The sequence below is a fragment of the Haliea sp. genome (assembly GCF_040221975.1).
GTDB lineage: Bacteria > Pseudomonadota > Gammaproteobacteria > Pseudomonadales > Halieaceae > Haliea.
Genome location: NZ_JAVJWR010000027.1, coordinates 25381 through 41946 on the forward strand (window position 1 = coordinate 25381; position 16566 = coordinate 41946).

Below are 16566 nucleotides of genomic sequence, written 5' to 3' on the forward strand. Positions count from 1 at the left end.
GCAGCGGACAGAGGAAGTGGCCTGGCGCCAGAACATCCTTCGAGCGCTGCGCGGGGTTCATTACCGCAAATCTGCTGTGACTGGGTCGGGGCAATGGTCAATCCTCGTCCATCGATGCGTAGGCATCGGCAAGGTGATCCAGTAGTGCCCGTACCGCCGGCAACATGCCGCGGCGGGACGGGAACACGGCGTGGATGATTTCTCGCCGCGGTGCCCAGCCGGGCAGAACGCTGATCAGCCCGCCGGCGGCCAGTTCCTCGCGCACCACGAGTGTCGGCAACTGCACCACGCCGACTCCCGCCAATGCGGCATCGCGCAGGGCCACCATATCCGTGGTGATGTAGCGTGGCTGGTGTTCAATGGTGACGCTGGCGAGCTCTGGTCCATGCAGAACCCATTGGTAGCTCTCTTCCGGCCCGCCCAGACCGAGGCTGGGCCAGGAACTCAGGGACGCAGGTTCGGATGGCATGCCGAAACGTTGCACCAGTGATGGTGCTGCCATCAGGCACTGGCTACGGTGGGACAGCACCCGCATTACCAGTTCAGTATCAGCCAAGGGTGCCGGTCGTACCCGGATTGCCACGTCAAATCCCTCCGCCAACACATCAATCCTGCGATTGGTGGCATCCAGGTGCACCTTGACCATGGGGTAGCGAACCATGAAATCTGCCAGCATCCCGGCTACATGTGCCTGCAACAGCGCTACCGGACAGCTAAGGCGGACTATGCCGCGTGGTTCGGAATGCACCATGTCGATGGCATCCTGGGCCGCTTCGGCCTCTACCAGCATGGCACGGCAGTGATCGTAATAGGTTTGACCCACCTCGCTGACCCGGAATTGCCGCGTCGAACGATGCACGAGGCGCACTCCCAGCCGCTCCTCAAGCAGGGCGATACGTCGGCTGAGTTTCGACTTGGGTACGCCGAGTGCGCGGCCGGCAGGAGCGAAGCCGCCGTGGTCGACTACCTGGACGTAGTAGTAGAGATCGTTGAGATTCTGCATTGCCAGGCTCTCTTGTGCGTGGGAATGACAAAAATAGTCCCAAAAATAGAACAGTGAGTTGCAATAATGGCTTCTACCGCAATTGTCGTCCCAATAATAATCTACATCAACCTGGTGCAGGCTTGGAAGATTTTCCCAAGGGTGCCCCGGGTATTCATGACAGCTTGATTACCCCGAGGAGGTAGACCCATGAGTAAGCAATATGCCCGTCTCGACAAGGACAATGCCGCCGTCCTGCTGGTAGATCACCAGGCCGGTTTATTGTCACTGGTACGCGACATCAATCCGGATGTGTTCAAGAACAATGTGCTGGCGCTCGCCGACCTGGCGAAGTACTTCCAGCTGCCCACTATCCTGACCACCAGCTTCGAGGACGGCCCCAATGGCCCCCTGGTGCCGGAGCTGAAGGACATCTTCCCCGATGCGCCCTTCATCCCTCGCCCGGGGCAGATCAATGCCTGGGACAACGAAGACTTTCTTGCGGCCGTGCGCGCCACCGGCAAGAAGCAGCTGATAATCGCCGGCGTGGTGACCGAAGTCTGCGTCGCCTTCCCGGTACTCTCGGCCATTGAGGAGGGTTTTGAGGTGTTCGTGGTGACCGATGCCTCCGGTACTTTCAACCCGATGACGCGGGATGCGGCGTGGCAACGCATGGCCGCAGCTGGCGCGCAGTTGATGACCTGGTTCGGCACTGCCTGTGAGTTGCACCGCGACTGGCGCAATGATGTCGAGGGGCTGGGAGCACTGTTCTCCAACCATATTCCCGATTATCGCAACCTCATCACCAGTTACAGCACGCTGCAGAGCGGTCGCTGAACCGGCGACGCTGCCGGTCATCGAACGGGGCGGCTTTGCCGTTACCGTGCTTGCCGGTGCTTATTGGTGTGGCGCTCAGGCCTAGCTGACCCCGCGCTTCTGGTCCCCCCAGTAGCGCGCCCGCACCGCCTTCTTGTCCGGCTTGCCCACCGGTGTCAGCGGGATGGCGTCGACGAAGTCCACGCTCTTGGGCGCCTGCACGGAGCCCTTGGCGTCCTTCACCTGCTGTTTCAGGGCGGCGGCCAGGGCTTCGTCCGCGTTCACGCCGGGCTTGACCACCACCACCGCCTTCACCGCCTCGCCCCACTGTTCGTCGGGCACGCCGATCACCACCACCTGCTGTACGGCATCGTGCCGCGACAGTACATCCTCCACTTCCCGCGGATAGACGTTGAAGCCGCCGGTCACGATCATGTCCTTGGTGCGGTCGACGATATGCAGGAAGCCGTCTTCATCCAGCCGGCCGACGTCGCCGGTATGCAGCCAGCCGCCGGCAAAGGCTTCGGCGGTGGCTTCCGGCATGTCCTTGTAGCCGGTCATGACCAGCGGCCCGCGCACGCAGATCTCGCCGGGCTCTCCGGCAGGCGCGGGGTTGCCGTCGCCGTCCAGCAGTGCCAGGTGCACCCAGGGCGAAGGCCGGCCGCAGGCCGCCAGGCGCTCGGGCTTGCTGAGATCGTGATCACCGCGGCGCATGTTGGCGATCACCATCGGCGCCTCGGACTGGCCGAAGAACTGGTAGAACACCGGCCCCCACATTTCGATGGCCTGCGTGAGGCGCGCCGGGCTCATCGGCGAGGCGCCGTAGAAGATGGATTCCATGCTCGACATGTCGGCGGTCTTGGCCCGCGGCGAATCCAGCAGGAAGTAGAGCATCACCGGCACCAGCATGGTGGCGGTGATCCGGTGCTGCTCGACCATGTCGAAGAAACCGTCGGGGCTGAAACCCTGCATCACATAGAAGGCGCCACCTTTCTGCAGCACCGGGATGAAGAAGGCCGCCGCCGCGTGGGACAGGGGGGTGGCGATCAACATCCGCAGGTCCTCCGGGAATTCCCACTCCGCCAGCTGGATCTGGGTCATGTAGCTGGTGACCCGGTAGCTGCTCATTACCCCCTTGGGCTTGCCGGTGGTGCCACCGGTGAAATTGACCGAGGCAATGTCCTCCGGGTTCACGTCCGGCGCCACCAGCGGTTGGGGCGTGAAGCCGTCCGCCAGTTGCAGATAGTCGATGCCGCTGTCGCTGGGGCCAAAGGCCAGCAGATGTTTCACCCCCGGGACCCGTTGCTGCAGGGCGCCGGCGTGGGCATCGAAAGCCGTCGGGTCGAAAACCAGGGCGTCGATTTCCGCCGCCTCCAGCACGTAGGCGTGATCCTCCAGCGAGCCCAGCGGGTGCAGGGGCGTACCTATGCAGCCCGCCAGTTGCATCGCTGCAATGTTGGACAGCACCTCGGGGCGGTTGCCGGAGATCACCGCCACCCGGCTGCCGCGGCCCAGGCCCAGGGACTGCAGGGCCTGCACCAGCTGGCTGGTGCGCTCGCGCACCTCGCGGTAGGTGGCGACCTTGTCCCCCAGGAACAGGCAGGGCTGGTCGTGATAGCGGTTCAGGCCCTCGATCAGCAGGTGCGGCATCAGGGGCGGGTGGTAAAGCGCATTGTTATCCATTTTGCTGTTGCTCCTGACAGTGATTACTGCGGGTCGATGCAGAGGCCGCGGGCCAGCGCGGTGAACATGTCTGCCACGCCGCGTTTGCTGAGGGCGGCGTCCACCACCATGCTGGAGCCGTGGAACGTGCCTGGATAGCAGTGGATCTCGGCGGAGACGCCCGCGGCCAGCAAGCGCTGGGCGTAGATCAGGGCCTCGTCACGCAGCGGGTCGAATTCCATGGCAGTGATGCAGGCGGGGGGCAGGCCGGCCAGGTCCTGTTCCCGGGCCGGGGCGGCCAGAGCCGGGACATTGTCGGCGCCGCGCTGGTAGTTGCTGCCCAGGTAATAGTCCCAACTTTGCTCGGCGTTGGGCCGGTGCCAGATGGGAGTGTCGGTGAAGGCCGTCATGCTGGGGGTGTCGAGCCGGTCGTCCAGTACTGGAATGGACAGGAACTGGTAGCACAGGGCCGGGCCGCCGCGTTCCCGGGTCGCCAGGGTCGTGGCCGCGGCCAGGCAGGCGCCGGCACTCTGGCCCATGATGCCGAGGCGGCGAGCGTCAATGCCCAGACTGTCGCACTGGGCGTGGGTCCAGCAGAGGGCGGCGTAGCAGTCTTCCAGCGGGCCGGGGAAGGCGGTCTCCGGCGACAGCCGGTAGTCCACCGACACCACCACGATGCCCAGGTTGCGGCACAGGGCGACACAGGTCGCGTGCTCGCTCTCGAGGTTGCCGAAGACGAAACCGCCTCCGTGCAGATAGACCAGTCCGGGCAGCGCCCCGGCGGCATTGGCGGGCCGGTACACCCGCACCGGTACCTCAGGGTCGCCGGCGGCGCCGGGAGCCTTGTGCTCGCTGATGTCGAGGCCGCTGGTATCCAGTTCCGCATTGGCCGGGGCCACCATGGCGTCCATGGTCGCGCGCATCACCTGCGGCTCCCTGAGATCGAAGGGCGGCAGCAGGTCGAGGATGGGGCGCAGTTCGGGGTCTATGTTGTATTTCATTGGAGCTGGTTCCTGTGCAGGATTTGGGGTTCTATTGTCGAACGGCGGGCCCTGGAGTGTCAGCCCCGGTGACTGCGTTGCGGGTACAAGTATAGATACCTCTGGCAAGTCATCGGCCGTTTTTATTCGCGCATTGTGGATGTTGTGCACTGCGGATTGAACTTGGCCGATTCGTGTGCCAGAGTTCCGGATAGCATGGGGAAGCTTTTGATAAGGAGTAGGGGTATGAACAAGCTCACATTCTGGATTTATGGGGCAGCGTTGCTGCTTGTGTCGGGGCTGGCGAGTGCGCAGTCCGTATACTATTCGGACAACACCAGCCACAGCGGGGAAATTGCAACCGCCGCTGCGGAGCTCGCTGCGTCTCTGGGGGGGGCCGCGGTGCCCTTCGATGGGAGTAGCGATGGCGAGTGGGGAACAGCCCTGGCCAGCGCCAGTGTGATATTCCAGGGGCAATCAGGCCAGGTTGCGGGGCTGTCCCCCGCCGTGCGCAGTGATATCGCAGACTTTGTCAGTGGCGGCGGTGCGCTTCTTCTGCTGCGTTCGTCGGAAAATATTGCCCTGATGAACGAGATACTGGGTACTACGATGACGGACGGAACCTCTACCTCGGGATCGGGTACACCGCCAATCCCGCGGACGTCTGCCGGGGACTCAAGCAATTTCGCCAGCGCGCCCGCTTCCTTGCCAACTCTGAATGATCACCTGACTATCGACACGGCGTCCATTCCGCCCTCAGTGCTGAGCGCCTATGAATTGAGTGGGGAAACCCATGTTGCTTCCGCTTCATTTGGCAGCGGCTCGGTGACCTATCTTTCCTGGGACTGGTGTTGTGGTGACACTCCCGCGCAGCGCGCGGATTGGGATATGGCCCTGCTCGCCGCTTCCGGATTCACTGCCATCGCTGTTCCGGTAACAAACCCTGTGGTTCTGGGCATGCTCAGCTTTATGCTGGCTCTGTTCGGCATCCAGTACCTGCGCCGCCGCACCGGCGGCTGAATTCCGCCGGTATCGATAGGGAGGCAGGGTTCGACTGCCTCCATCCGCGACTACACCCCTTAGCGGGGTGTTGCCAGGTGCTCTCAAGAGCGCGCTTTCATCCTCCCGGGGCCCCCCCTGGAACTGTCTAACTCGGCAAAACAAGCGAGTATACCGGCATAGCCTTCCCGGGCGTGGCCGGGATGACGTACCGACCTGCGCTACATCAATTTGAATTGCGCTATCGCCGCCGCTCCCGATAGCTGTGGCAGAGTGTGAGTACTAGCCAGTGTGTGTTGCTTCAAAGGCAACAATAATGGATTACCAATGCCCCTGTTCGCCTGTTAAAACTGTGGTCTTTGGAACGTGCGGCTCCTCGTCCAGAGGGGTGGCAGCAGGGGAGGGGCGACACGTGGCGCGCTGGAGAGTTTCGATCGGGAAGTGGATGGCGTTGTCACTGGCCCTGGCCGTGGTGGCGCTTGCGCAGACTCCCCCGACCGTGGCGGCCGGGGAGCCTGGCGCCGGCGGCAGCCTGTTCGACGATTACTGGGAGGAGCTCCTGGCGCTGCAGCCAGACAGGGCCCTGTCCCAGGGAGATTACCGGCACCCCGGCCGCTTTGATCGCTCGCTGGAGGGTGACTGGCACACGGCCATGCTGGCCCTGGTCGACACTTACCGTGCCCGCCTGCAGGCTGTAGACGCCGAGAGCCTGAGTGAAGGCGAGCAGGTCAGCTACGATTTCCTGGCCTGGCGCCTGCAGCAGGACCGTCGCTTCTATGGCAGCGACCTGTTTGCGCGGGCAAGGATGCTGCCGCTGGACCAGTTCCGGGGCCAGCATATCCGGTTTGCGGAATCGGCGGCGGGCTCGGGTACCTATCCGTTCCAGACCCAATTTCACTATGAACAGGCCCTGGTGCGGGCAAAGGGCTTCGCCCGCTGGGTAGATCAGGCGATTTTGCGGCTGGAGGAAGGGGTTGAGGCGGGGGTGGTCCTGCCGCGGATGGTGGTCGAGAGGATCCTGCCCCAGCTGTCTATCCATCTCGGCAAGGGTCCCCGCGAGACCCAGTTCTGGACGCCGTTGGCTTCGCTGCCAGCGACAATCGACGATACTGCGGCAGCCGATCTGCGCCAGCGCCACGAGGCCAGTATCGCCGGGGTGATCCAGCCGGCCTATCAGCGGCTGCACGACTATCTGCAGGACAGCTATCTGCAGCACGCTCGCGCCACGGTGGGCCTGGTGGCGCTGCCCGCCGGGCGGGAGCTGTACCAGCATTATGTGCGCGAGCACACGACGACCTATATGGAAGCAGAGGAGGTACACAGGCTGGGGCGTGCCGAGGTCTGCCGGATCATGGATGGCTTTCGCGCATTGCAGGCGGAGCTTGGTATTGAGGGTGATGTGCAGGCGCTGTTCGAGCACGCCAGGAATGATCTCGCCCTCTACTATGCTGGCGATGAGCGCGATCAGATCGTGCCCGACTTCAATGCCCGGCGCGACGATATCTACGGCGTGTTGCCGGAGATGTTCGACCTGATGCCGAAGGCCGCGTACGAGATCCGGGCGCTCCCGGACTCCTCGCGCACCCTCCAGGGCAATGGCTATTTCCAGGCGGCGGCCGCCGACGGCTCGCGGCCGGGTATCCTCTGGATAAACATCCACTCCCCGGGGATCACCAGTCGTTTCAACCTGACCACGCTGTCGGTACACGAGGGGCTCCCCGGACATCACTTCCAGATGGCGATTGCCCGGGAAGTGGAGAATGTACCTGCGTTTCGTCGTTTCGAGTCTACTACGGCCTTTGGCGAGGGCTGGGCCCTGTACGCCGAGTCCCTGGCCAGGAAACTGGGACTGCTTGAAGACCCCTGGCAGCGTTACGGTTATTTCAACTACGAGATGATGCGGGCCAATCGGCTGGTGATTGATACCGGAATTCACGCCCTGGGGTGGTCGGTGGAAGACGGCATTCGTTGGATGTTGGAGCACTCCTCACTGAGTGAGGCCGAGGCCCGGGCAGAAGTGGAGCGCTATGCCTCCTATCCGGGGCAGGCGCTGGCCTACAAGATCGGCGAGCTAAAGATCCAGGAAATGCGGGCCCGCGCCGAACAGCAGCTGGGTGACGACTTCGATTTGCGCGAGTTTCACCGCACCGTGCTGTTGGCCGGCAGTGTGCCGATGGCGGTGCTGGAAAATGTGGTGGAGCGTTGGCTGGCACGGCAGGCATGACGCGGATGCAGACCCGGCTATTGTCTGTTGCTCAGCAGGCAACACTTTCTGGCTTTAAATGTCACTGCTAACAAGTATACGGTTCAGGGGTCGATCACAGCGCTTGTGCCACGGGTTTCGGGGCATCACGAACATGGCCGACATTGGCCAGGGAATTATCTTTCTATGAGGGAAAGCAACATGAGCAAGCAATGGCAACGGAAATTGATCTGCAGCGGCATCACCAGTGCCGCGGCATTAATACCCGGACTGGTCGTGTCAGGTGCCGCCGCGGTCTGGTCCGGCGCGGCCTCGGCCCAGCAGGATGCCAATCGGGTAATGATCGAGGAAGTGGTGGTGACTTCCCGCCGTCGGGAGGAATCACTGCAGGACGTGCCGGTCAGTATTACCGCATTCTCCGCCGATTCCATTGAGCGCAACATGTTCAAGGGCATCGAGGGCTATTTTTCCCGGACCCCCAATGTGAGCTACATCTCCACCGGTTCTCGCGACCGCAAGGAGCTGAGCATTCGCGGCGTGACCAACCAGCTCGATACCACTGAGGCCCTGGTGCGCGCGAGCACCTTCGCTTTCTACCTGGATGACGTCAACGTGGTCAGTGCGACCGCAAACCCGGGGGTGATGGACCTGGAGCGTATCGAAGTGCTGCGCGGGCCACAGGGCACCTACTTTGGCCGCAACGCGGTCGGCGGCGCCGTCAACATCTCCACGGCCAAGCCGGACCAGGAATTCTTCGCCCAGATATCGGGCGAGCTGGCTCGCTACGACACCCGCGACATCGAGGGCGTAATCAACATGCCGCTGATCGACAACGTGCTGGCGGTGCGGGCCAACTACAAGTATTCCGAGAGCGACGGCTACATCAAGAACATCAACCCTACAGGCGGCGGCAACGACTCCGAATACGAGTACGGCCGACTCAGCGCCCGCTACACGCCGACGGACCGCTTGACCGTGGACCTGATGGCCACCACCTCGGATGAGGTTGTCGGCATGCGCGAGGGTGTCCCCTCGGGTGTGATGTCGAGGTTTGCCGCCAGTCTCTACGGCAACGTGGCGGATCCCGATGGCGTGGGCTTTTTCCCGGAGAATACTGACCGGGTCAATTTCGACCGGCCACAGGAGGTGGGCTCCAAATGGGAGCTCTACACTGCCAAGTTTGAATACGAACTGGATGCCTTCAGCCTGGTTGGCATCACCGGCTACATTGAGTCCGACACCTTCCTCCGTGGTGATATCGACGGCAGCAGCCAGGATCTGATCTACGAGGAAAAGCCGATCAGCCGTGAATCCTTCAGCCAGGAGTTCCGCCTGCAGTCCGCTGGCAACGAAACCCTGGACTGGACGGTGGGGGTGATTTACAGCAAGGACGAAGGTGATATTTTCCAGCAGACCTTCGCCGGTGCCGGCGGCCTGTTTGGCCTGCCGGAGGACTTCCAGATTACAGCTTCGGTGGGTGAAAACGAGAGCACCAGCGCAGCGATCTTCGGTGAGCTGACCTGGCACCTCAACAACCAGCTGGACCTGGTGTTCGGTGGCCGTTATACCAGGGACGAAGTCGAAGTGTCCCAGTACAACCTGTCATCCGGCGTGATCAATGGTTTTGTCGAAGACGAGGCGGACTTCACTGACTTTTCGCCCAAGGTATCGTTGCGCTACGCCCTCGGCGAGGACATGAGCGTGTTTGCCACAGTGTCCAAGGGCTTCAAGGCCGGTGGGGTTCAGCTGGGCAGCGACTTTGAACAGTCCGACTACGACCCAGAAGAGTTGTGGAACTACGAGCTGGGCTTCAAGTCCGAGTTGCTGGACAACCGTCTGCGCCTCAACGGCTCGCTGTTTTACCTGGAGTGGGATGACCTGCAGGCCTCTTACGCTGTTGCCGCAACCAATGACGAGGGTCTCATTGTTTTCAACTCCGGCATCCAGAACGCGGCCTCTGCCACATCCCTGGGTGGTGAACTGGAGATATCCGCGGCCGTTAGCGAGAACTTCGCAGTCAATTTCTCCGCGGGCTATGTCGACTCGGAGTTTGATGATTTCACCAACGCCTTCGTCGACGGCGCTCTCTACGACCTGAGCGGCCAGTCCATGCCGAACGCGCCTGAATGGACTTTCGGTGCTGACGCCGAGTACCGCTTTACCTTCGCCGGCGGCTACGACAGCTTTGTCCGTCTCGAGTGGTTCCATCGGGACGATATCCTGCCCGACCTGGTTTCCCTGGTGCGCCAGGATGAAGGTTTCCCGTTCCAGGTGCCCAGCTATGATCACTTCAACCTCCGAGCCGGGGTTGAGACCGATCGCTTCAGCGTAACCGCCTACGTGGAAAACCTGTTTGACGAGGAGTACTACACCAACGCCTACCAGAAGGCCTTCCTGGGCGGCCTGCATGTGCAGCCTTCCTACCAGACCTTTGGTGTGCGCGTAACCCTGCGGACGCTGTAAGTGGGCTGCTTCTCTCCCGCGGTATCGGGTAGCGGCGTGAGGAGGCTCGCGACAGCGTTGCTGCTAGTAGCCTCCGGTGGTGCGGCACTGGCCGCCGGGTCACCGGCCCCGGAGGCGAGGCTGGCGGACTTTATCGAGTCAGTCCTTGAGTATCGGCAGGCCAGCAGGCCCGAACTCGCAGGCGGCGCCGCGGCGCTGCCTGCGGGGGGTGGCTGGCCCGACCTCTCCCCCGCCGCGGAGGACGCTGACATCGCGGTGGTCAGGCAGCAGCTGGCAACGCTGCGTAAGGAATTCCAGCCCGCCGAACTGGGACCAAGAGCGCGGACCCAGTATGACGCGCTGGTTTACGAGCTGGAGTTGTTGCTGGAGCGCCATCGCTGGCGCGGCCATGGGTACCCGGTCAACCAGATCGTTGGCACCCATCTTGAGATCCCGGGTCGTCTGGCCCAGGGCGGACCACTGAGTTCAGCGGCGGAGGTGGATGCGCTGCTGCGGGACCTGGCGGGCGTGCCGTCGTTGCTGGCCCAGCTGGAAGCACAGCTGGCGCGGCAGCGTGAGGTGGCGGGCGGCCTGCCGGCCAGCCTGTATCCGCTGTTGATCGAGGGTTCCCGCCAGATCATCAGCGGCGCGCCCTTTGACGATGGCGCGGATAACCCGGTCTGGTCCTCGGTAAGACAGCGTTTGCAGCAGGGCGCCCTGGAGGACTCCGCGAGGGACGCCCACCTTGAGCGTGTCCGCGCGGCTCTGCTCGGGCCCTACCGCGAGGCTTACCATTCCCTGATCGCCATACTGGCGGAACACCAGAGCGGTGCCGTCCGCGAGGGCGGAGTCTGGCAGATGCCCGACGGCGACGCGTTCTACGCTTTCCTGTTGCGCCAGTTCACAACCACCCGGCTGAGCGCAGATGAGCTGCATGCCTACGGGCTGGCCGAGGTCGAGCGGATTCACGGTGCAATGCGGACCATCGTCGAGCAGGTTGGATTTGACGGCGACCTGCCCGGGTTTTTCCAGCACATGCGCAGCTCGCCGCAGTTTTACCTGAGTAACGATGCCGAAGGCCGGGCGCAATTCCTGGCCCGGGCGCAGTCCTTGTTCGGGGCGATGCAGGCGCGCCTGCCGGAACTGGTGTTTGACCCGCCCACCCAGGAGCTTGAGATCCTGCGGTTCGAGGCCTATCGGGAAGAGTCGGCACCGGGTGCTTTCTACCAGGCGGGCTCCGCCGGGCGCCCGGCGCGCTTTTACCTGAACCTGCATGACATGGCCGCGGTGCCTGTCTATGACCTTGAGGCGCTGGTGTATCACGAGACCCTGCCGGGGCACCACCTGCAGATCTCGGCAATCAGTGCGGATCCGGGCATCCCGGCCCTGCGCCAGCAGAATGTCTGGTGGCTCAACACCGCCTTTGTCGAGGGCTGGGCCCTGTATGCGGAACAGTTGGCAGCGGACATCGGTTTCTACCAGGACCCCTATGCAAATTTCGGGCGCCTGGCGGCGGAGTTGTGGCGCGCCTGCCGGCTGGTGGTGGACACCGGCCTGCACGCCAGGCGCTGGTCCCGGGAAGAGGCGATTCGCTACCTGGATGAGACAACGCCCAGTCCCCACGCGGCCAATGTGCGCGCGGTAAATCGCTATATTGCGGTACCGGGCCAGGCGACCTCGTTCAAGGTGGGCATGCGGCGCATTCTCGAGGCCCGGGCGCGGGCGCGGGCAGCGCTGGGCGAGCAGTTCGATATTCGCGCCTTTCACCGGGCGGTGCTGGAGAACGGCTACTTGCCGCTGGACGTAATGGACAGCAGCATAGATCGCTGGATAGAGAGTAGTCTTGCCGTGCAGGCGGCCGGGCTCGCCGACAGGCAACCCGTCAATTTCTAGACCTGTTACGGTCGACCCGAATCTGGAAGCAGTGCTTATGACGATGGACAGAGTGAAACGACGCAACAGCGCCAGCGGCCGTGCGGGGTTGTTGCCCCGTGCTTAGGGCTGTCGCTGCCGCACCGGTACGCCTGGTCCGCGATATCGTCGGACCCACCGCTGTCATCGCTGCGGGGACCATGGGTGCCGGGGCCGTTGCCTCCTTTCTGCTTGCCGGCGCCTGGTTCCGCTACGAACTGTTGTGGGTAGTGCTGTGCATGCTGCCGGTGTTCGTGGTGTCGGTCGATACCGCATCGCGGATTGGTGCCTGCAACCCCGACGAGGGTATGTTCGCGCTGATCTGCAAGCGCATCACGCCCGGGTTGGCCTGGGCGCTCCTGCTGGTCAATGTGCCCGTCCACCTGTTGATCGTGATGGGCCAGCTGTCCGTGATGAGTTCCGTGGTCGCGTCCACCCTGGGCCTGCCGGCGGCGAGTTCTGGTGCCGGCGGAGCCCTGCTCACGGACATGACGCTGTCTCTGGTGATCGCTGTGGCGATCCTCTGGCTGGTGTTCTCCCGTGGCTTCGACCGCATGCAGAACGTCATGACCGTGATGATGGTATTGATGTTCTTCTGTTTCCTGCTGGTGGCTTTCCGCGGCTTCTCCGAGTGGCGGGATATCCTCGCCGGAATGGTGCCCGCCGTACCGGAAGACCTGCCCGTGCCGGGTACGGAGACAGCGCGCTCCTCGGTCGCTTCCATCACCGCGATGGTGGGCAGCGCGATCGCCCCCGCGGCGCTGCTCGGCATGCCGTATCTGGCGGCAGACTCGGGTGTCGATCCCCATGGTCTGAAGAAGGCGTTTCGCCGCGCGGTGGTGAATCTGGGCCTGATCTTCGGCGCCTACGCCATCTTCGTAGTCATCGCGGGCGGCTTCGCGCTGTACCCGCTGGCCCATCACGCCTCGCTGGCCGATGTCTCCGAAGCTTCTCAAGTTCTGCACGGCGTATTTCCCGAGCGCCTGGCCTTTCTCGGTCCCATTGTGTTCTCTGTGGGCGTGTTTATGGCCGCGCTGACCACCCTGGTGGTCGCCGCCCAGGTAACCGCCTACTTTATGCTGGACACAGTGGGCCGGCAGTGGCGTTTCGCCGCCGACAACAAGGCCTATCACGCCATCGTGGTAGTCCTGGTGCTGGGGGCCGCGCTCCTGGCGCCGCACTGGAGTTTCCCGGCGCTGCTCAAGGTCGTGCTGCTGATGGGCATCAACGTGCTGGTGATCCCGTTGGTCTTTGTCATATTGCTGTACCTTGCCAACAGCCGGAAAGTCATGCACGACGTGCCCACCGAGTGGTGGCGCAATGCAATCCTCGGGGTGGGTCTGCTGCTGTCGCTGGTGCTGGCGGCACAGAAATTCCCCGACTATATGGCGGCGCTGTTCTCGTAGCGACGCAGGCGTATTCCACAACACAGGCTTTGCAGGAGATCACAATGACTGGCCAACCAACATTCCGGCGCGCTGACCACGTATCCCTGACGGTTGCGGACATCGAACAGGCGATCGCGTTCTACACCGGGGTCATGGGCGCCACGCTCAAGTACCGCATGGGCCCGTTCGATGCCCGCGAAATTCCGCCCATGGGGGATGGCAGGGACTGGACCGAGTCGCATGTGAACGTGCCGGACGCCTGCCTGCAGATCGCGATGCTGCAGCTGTGTGACAACCTGGGGATGGAGCTGTTCCAGTATGAGCGGCCCGCGGATGCGGCAACCACGCCGCCGCGCAATTGCGATGTTGGCAGCCGGCATATCTGTCTGCAGGTCGATGACGTGCAGGCGGCGGTGGACTACCTCCAGGCCAATGGTTGTCGCCCAATGGCCGGGCCCATCGTTGCCGATGGCGGCCCCGCACCGGACTCGCTGTCCTGGTATGTTCTCGACCCCTTCGGGCATCAACTCGAGTTGGTGCAGTACACCTGAACCGGGCCGGCGAACCGCTGCCTCAAAGATTATCCATGGCCGCGGACCGCGGCCGGACGAATTGAAAGGAGAGTGATCACATGTCACGCAAAGTCATCAATCCCGCCGAGCTGTATGAAAGCACGGCCTACGGTTTCTCCCATGCGGTGGCGTCAAGCGACACTACCCTGGTGCACTGTGCCGGCCAAGTGGCCTGGGACAGGGACTACCAGGTGGTCGGTGGCAGCGACCTTGGCGCGCAGGCACGCCAGGCGCTGGCCAACCTCAAGACGGTGCTCGCCGAGGCCGGCGCCGGGGTGGAAGATATCGTGCGCCTGCGCACCTATGTGGTGAACCACAACCCGGACTGCCTGGGTCCGGTGGGTGCCGCCCTGGCCGAGTTCTACGGGGACGTCACGCCGGCGGCCAATACCTGGATCGGAGTGCAGGCCTTGGCCCTGCCCGATTTCCTGATTGAAATCGAAGCCACGGCGCAGATCAGCCAAGGAGAACAGCAATGAACAGAACACAGGGCACAAGCATCCGCCGCACACTGGGCACCGCCTGCATGATGCTGGCACTGCTGGCAACGCCACTGCTGTCGCGGGCGGAAACGTCCATGCAGCAGGTCGAGGGGCTCTGGGCCTACACCGGACTGACCTCGTCCGGTGGCAAGTCCATGCCGCTGACCGGCATCTTCCTGTTCAAGGATGGCTCTTTCATCCAGCAGGCCGTTTTCAATGGCGAGCCCTACTTCAAGCAGAGCGCCATGGCGCACTCCGGCCCCTATTCCGCGATTGAGGGCGGCGTCCATCTGGTTGCCGAGCAGACGCTCAGCCTGTCGCCCGCGAACCCGCTGTCGTCCAACGGAGTGACGGAGCACGACCTTGCCGTCACCCGCGACGACGACGGCCTGACCCTGGTGTTCGGCAGCGGCACCGTGCAGACCCTGCGTCGCATCGGTGATGCCGCGGATGCGAAAATCGTGGCGCTGGAGCACGGCATGCTGGCACTGGTGGACGAGCATTTCCTTGTGGTCAGCGGCGATGACAGCTACGCGGTGACGGGCTACGGGCGCTACCGCCAGCAGGGCGACCGCTACTTCATTGAGGTGATTCGCTGGGCTGAAACTGATGGTGCCGAAACCATCAGTGCGCGCGACGCTGTCATTAGCGCAACTTATGACGGCAAGACGCTGCGTCTGCCGGGGGGCCGGGTGCTCAAGGTTAGCGGCGGTGCCTGACCTTTTTCCAGCGGGAACTGGACCTTCTTTGTTCTGAAGCCCGCCGGAACCAGGCAGCCCCCGATCAATTTATTTACCGACCTGCAAGGGTCGATCCATTGTGGAAATATTGCTTATGACAACGGGAATAGTGAAACAGTTATTGGCCGCCACCGGGCTTGCACTCGCGAGTCTGGCGCTGCCCGCCAGTGCGGCGCTTACCGCGCTGGTCGGCGGTTCCGTGGTGAACCTCGATAACGGCGCGGCGCTGGACAACGCGGTGGTGCTGGTGGACGGGGAGCGAATCGCGGCGGTGGGCAGCCGCGGCGATGTCGCCATACCCGCGGACGCAAGGGTCATTGATGCCAGCGGCAAGTGGATAGTGCCCGGCCTGATGAACATGCACGTGCACCTCGGTCTCAAGCTGCCAGGCGCCGCTTCCATGGCGCTGCAGCATGAATCCGAGGCGGAGCTGGCGCTGAGAATGGCCGAGAATGGCCGCCTCAGCCTGCTGTCCGGTACCACCACGATTCGCGCTCCCGGTGACCGCGGGCACGCGATTTTCGCGGTGGACAAGGCCATCCGCCGCGGTGAAATTCCCGGCCCGCGGATCCACGCCGCAGGCTTGCCGCTGGCGCCTACGGGCGGTCATGGCACCAGTCACGGCGAGGTGGGTGTGGACGGTCCCGACGAGGTCACCCGCATGGCGCGCGAACAGATCAGCGCCGGGGCGACCTGGCTCAAACTGATGATCAGCAAGGGCATCGCGTCTCCGGCGGGGTCGATTGCGGCCTCCGACATGACGCTGGAGGAAATGCGCGCGGCTGTGGACGTCGCTCACCGGGCCGGGTTCAAGGTCACGGCCCACTCCGGTTCGCCAGAGGCTACCCTCGAAGCACTGGAAGCCGGCGTGGACTGCTTTGAGCACGGCTACTACCTGAACCAGGAAGTGTTCCGCAAGATGAAGCGCGCGGGCGCCTGGTACGTGCCGACCATCGTGGTCAGCCAGGTCGGGGCACTGGAATTCTTCCAGAAAATCGGTTCGCCCCAGTGGTACCTGGACCGCGCCGCCTCGGTGGGCAAGGTGCACTGGAAGGCGCTGCAAACCGCCATTGATGAAGGCGTCAATATCGCCATGGGCAGCGACCAGTTTCCCTTCGAGCCCAATGAAGGCACCGTTGCCTCAGTGCGTGAGATCGAGCTCTACGTCGATGCCGGCATGACGCCCCTGCGGGCGTTGCGTTCGGCCACCGTCGAGACCGCGCGCTTGCTGGGCGTGGAGGGCGAAGTCGGTACCATCAGCGAAGGCAAGTACGCCGACCTGCTGTTGCTGGAGTCAAACCCCATCGCTGACATTTCCGCCCTGCGCAGTATTGGCCTGGTGATGAAGGGCGGCGCCGTGGTGCGCAACGACTGGAACCTGTAGCACAG

At 63.3% G+C, this 16566-nt stretch carries 13 protein-coding genes; 10 read left to right on the forward strand and 3 right to left on the reverse strand.

Annotation, left to right across the window (positions count from 1 at the left end; translation table 11 throughout):
- Nucleotides 1–97: 97 nt before the first annotated feature.
- Entirely contained in the window at nt 98–1003 is a 906-nt protein-coding gene (locus RLO07_RS10905) for a LysR family transcriptional regulator (RefSeq protein ID WP_462292173.1), read from the reverse strand.
- 189 nt (nt 1004–1192) lie between these two features.
- On the opposite strand from RLO07_RS10905, the gene ycaC reads away from it, so the two are divergent.
- Complete coding sequence (gene ycaC / locus RLO07_RS10910) at nt 1193–1819, forward strand: isochorismate family cysteine hydrolase YcaC (RefSeq protein ID WP_462292174.1); 627 nt, start codon at nt 1193–1195, stop codon at nt 1817–1819.
- 81 nt (nt 1820–1900) lie between these two features.
- Here the strand turns inward: ycaC and RLO07_RS10915 are convergent, their stop codons facing one another.
- Both RLO07_RS10915 and RLO07_RS10920 read right to left on the reverse strand, forming a co-directional pair.
- Nucleotides 1901–3481: an AMP-binding protein gene (locus RLO07_RS10915; RefSeq protein ID WP_462292175.1), complete on the reverse strand. Its 1581-nt coding sequence runs from the start codon at nt 3479–3481 to the stop codon at nt 1901–1903.
- 23 nt (nt 3482–3504) lie between these two features.
- A complete protein-coding gene (locus tag RLO07_RS10920; protein WP_462292176.1) occupies nt 3505–4461 on the reverse strand; it encodes an alpha/beta hydrolase in 957 nt (318 codons plus the stop codon).
- A gap of 225 nt (nt 4462–4686) precedes the next feature.
- Here RLO07_RS10920 and RLO07_RS10925 point away from each other — a divergent pair, with 225 nt between their 5' ends.
- The 9 genes from RLO07_RS10925 (at nt 4687) to RLO07_RS10965 (ending at nt 16561) form a co-directional block, all read left to right on the forward strand.
- Complete coding sequence (locus tag RLO07_RS10925; RefSeq protein WP_462292177.1) at nt 4687–5460, forward strand: hypothetical protein; 774 nt, start codon at nt 4687–4689, stop codon at nt 5458–5460.
- A 424-nt stretch (nt 5461–5884) separates the two neighbouring features.
- A complete protein-coding gene (locus tag RLO07_RS10930; RefSeq protein ID WP_462292178.1) occupies nt 5885–7663 on the forward strand; it encodes a DUF885 domain-containing protein in 1779 nt (592 codons plus the stop codon).
- 180 nt (nt 7664–7843) lie between these two features.
- A complete protein-coding gene (locus tag RLO07_RS10935) occupies nt 7844–10105 on the forward strand; it encodes a TonB-dependent receptor (RefSeq protein WP_462292179.1) in 2262 nt (753 codons plus the stop codon).
- A gap of 57 nt (nt 10106–10162) precedes the next feature.
- Nucleotides 10163–11977: a DUF885 domain-containing protein gene (locus tag RLO07_RS10940; protein ID WP_462292180.1), complete on the forward strand. Its 1815-nt coding sequence runs from the start codon at nt 10163–10165 to the stop codon at nt 11975–11977.
- A gap of 98 nt (nt 11978–12075) precedes the next feature.
- Complete coding sequence (locus RLO07_RS10945) at nt 12076–13401, forward strand: divalent metal cation transporter (protein WP_462292181.1); 1326 nt, start codon at nt 12076–12078, stop codon at nt 13399–13401.
- A gap of 44 nt (nt 13402–13445) precedes the next feature.
- Nucleotides 13446–13934, forward strand: a complete 489-nt coding sequence (locus RLO07_RS10950; RefSeq protein WP_462292182.1) for a VOC family protein — start codon at nt 13446–13448, stop codon at nt 13932–13934.
- An 80-nt stretch (nt 13935–14014) separates the two neighbouring features.
- Complete coding sequence (locus RLO07_RS10955; RefSeq protein WP_462292183.1) at nt 14015–14434, forward strand: RidA family protein; 420 nt, start codon at nt 14015–14017, stop codon at nt 14432–14434.
- Nucleotides 14431–15156: a hypothetical protein gene (locus RLO07_RS10960; RefSeq protein WP_462292184.1), complete on the forward strand. Its 726-nt coding sequence runs from the start codon at nt 14431–14433 to the stop codon at nt 15154–15156. The genes RLO07_RS10955 and RLO07_RS10960 overlap by 4 nt, the downstream gene beginning before the upstream one ends.
- 130 nt (nt 15157–15286) lie before the next feature.
- The gene (locus RLO07_RS10965; RefSeq protein ID WP_462292185.1) at nt 15287–16561 is read left to right on the forward strand and encodes an amidohydrolase family protein; all 1275 of its coding nucleotides are present in this window, start codon (nt 15287–15289) and stop codon (nt 16559–16561) included.
- The last annotated feature ends 5 nt before the right edge of the window (nt 16562–16566 follow it).

Excerpts from the sequence above, each read along its gene's own strand:
- RLO07_RS10905 (WP_462292173.1), bottom strand. The coding sequence starts at position 1,003 with ATGCAGAATCTCAACGATCTCTACTACTACGTCCAGGTAGTCGACCAC.
- ycaC (WP_462292174.1), top strand. The coding sequence starts at position 1,193 with ATGAGTAAGCAATATGCCCGTCTCGACAAGGACAATGCCGCCGTCCTG.
- RLO07_RS10915 (WP_462292175.1), bottom strand. The coding sequence starts at position 3,481 with ATGGATAACAATGCGCTTTACCACCCGCCCCTGATGCCGCACCTGCTG.
- RLO07_RS10920 (WP_462292176.1), bottom strand. The coding sequence starts at position 4,461 with ATGAAATACAACATAGACCCCGAACTGCGCCCCATCCTCGACCTGCTG.
- RLO07_RS10925 (WP_462292177.1), top strand. The coding sequence starts at position 4,687 with ATGAACAAGCTCACATTCTGGATTTATGGGGCAGCGTTGCTGCTTGTG.
- RLO07_RS10930 (WP_462292178.1), top strand. The coding sequence starts at position 5,885 with ATGGCGTTGTCACTGGCCCTGGCCGTGGTGGCGCTTGCGCAGACTCCC.
- RLO07_RS10935 (WP_462292179.1), top strand. The coding sequence starts at position 7,844 with ATGAGCAAGCAATGGCAACGGAAATTGATCTGCAGCGGCATCACCAGT.
- RLO07_RS10950 (WP_462292182.1), top strand. The coding sequence starts at position 13,446 with ATGACTGGCCAACCAACATTCCGGCGCGCTGACCACGTATCCCTGACG.
- RLO07_RS10955 (WP_462292183.1), top strand. The coding sequence starts at position 14,015 with ATGTCACGCAAAGTCATCAATCCCGCCGAGCTGTATGAAAGCACGGCC.
- RLO07_RS10960 (WP_462292184.1), top strand. The coding sequence starts at position 14,431 with ATGAACAGAACACAGGGCACAAGCATCCGCCGCACACTGGGCACCGCC.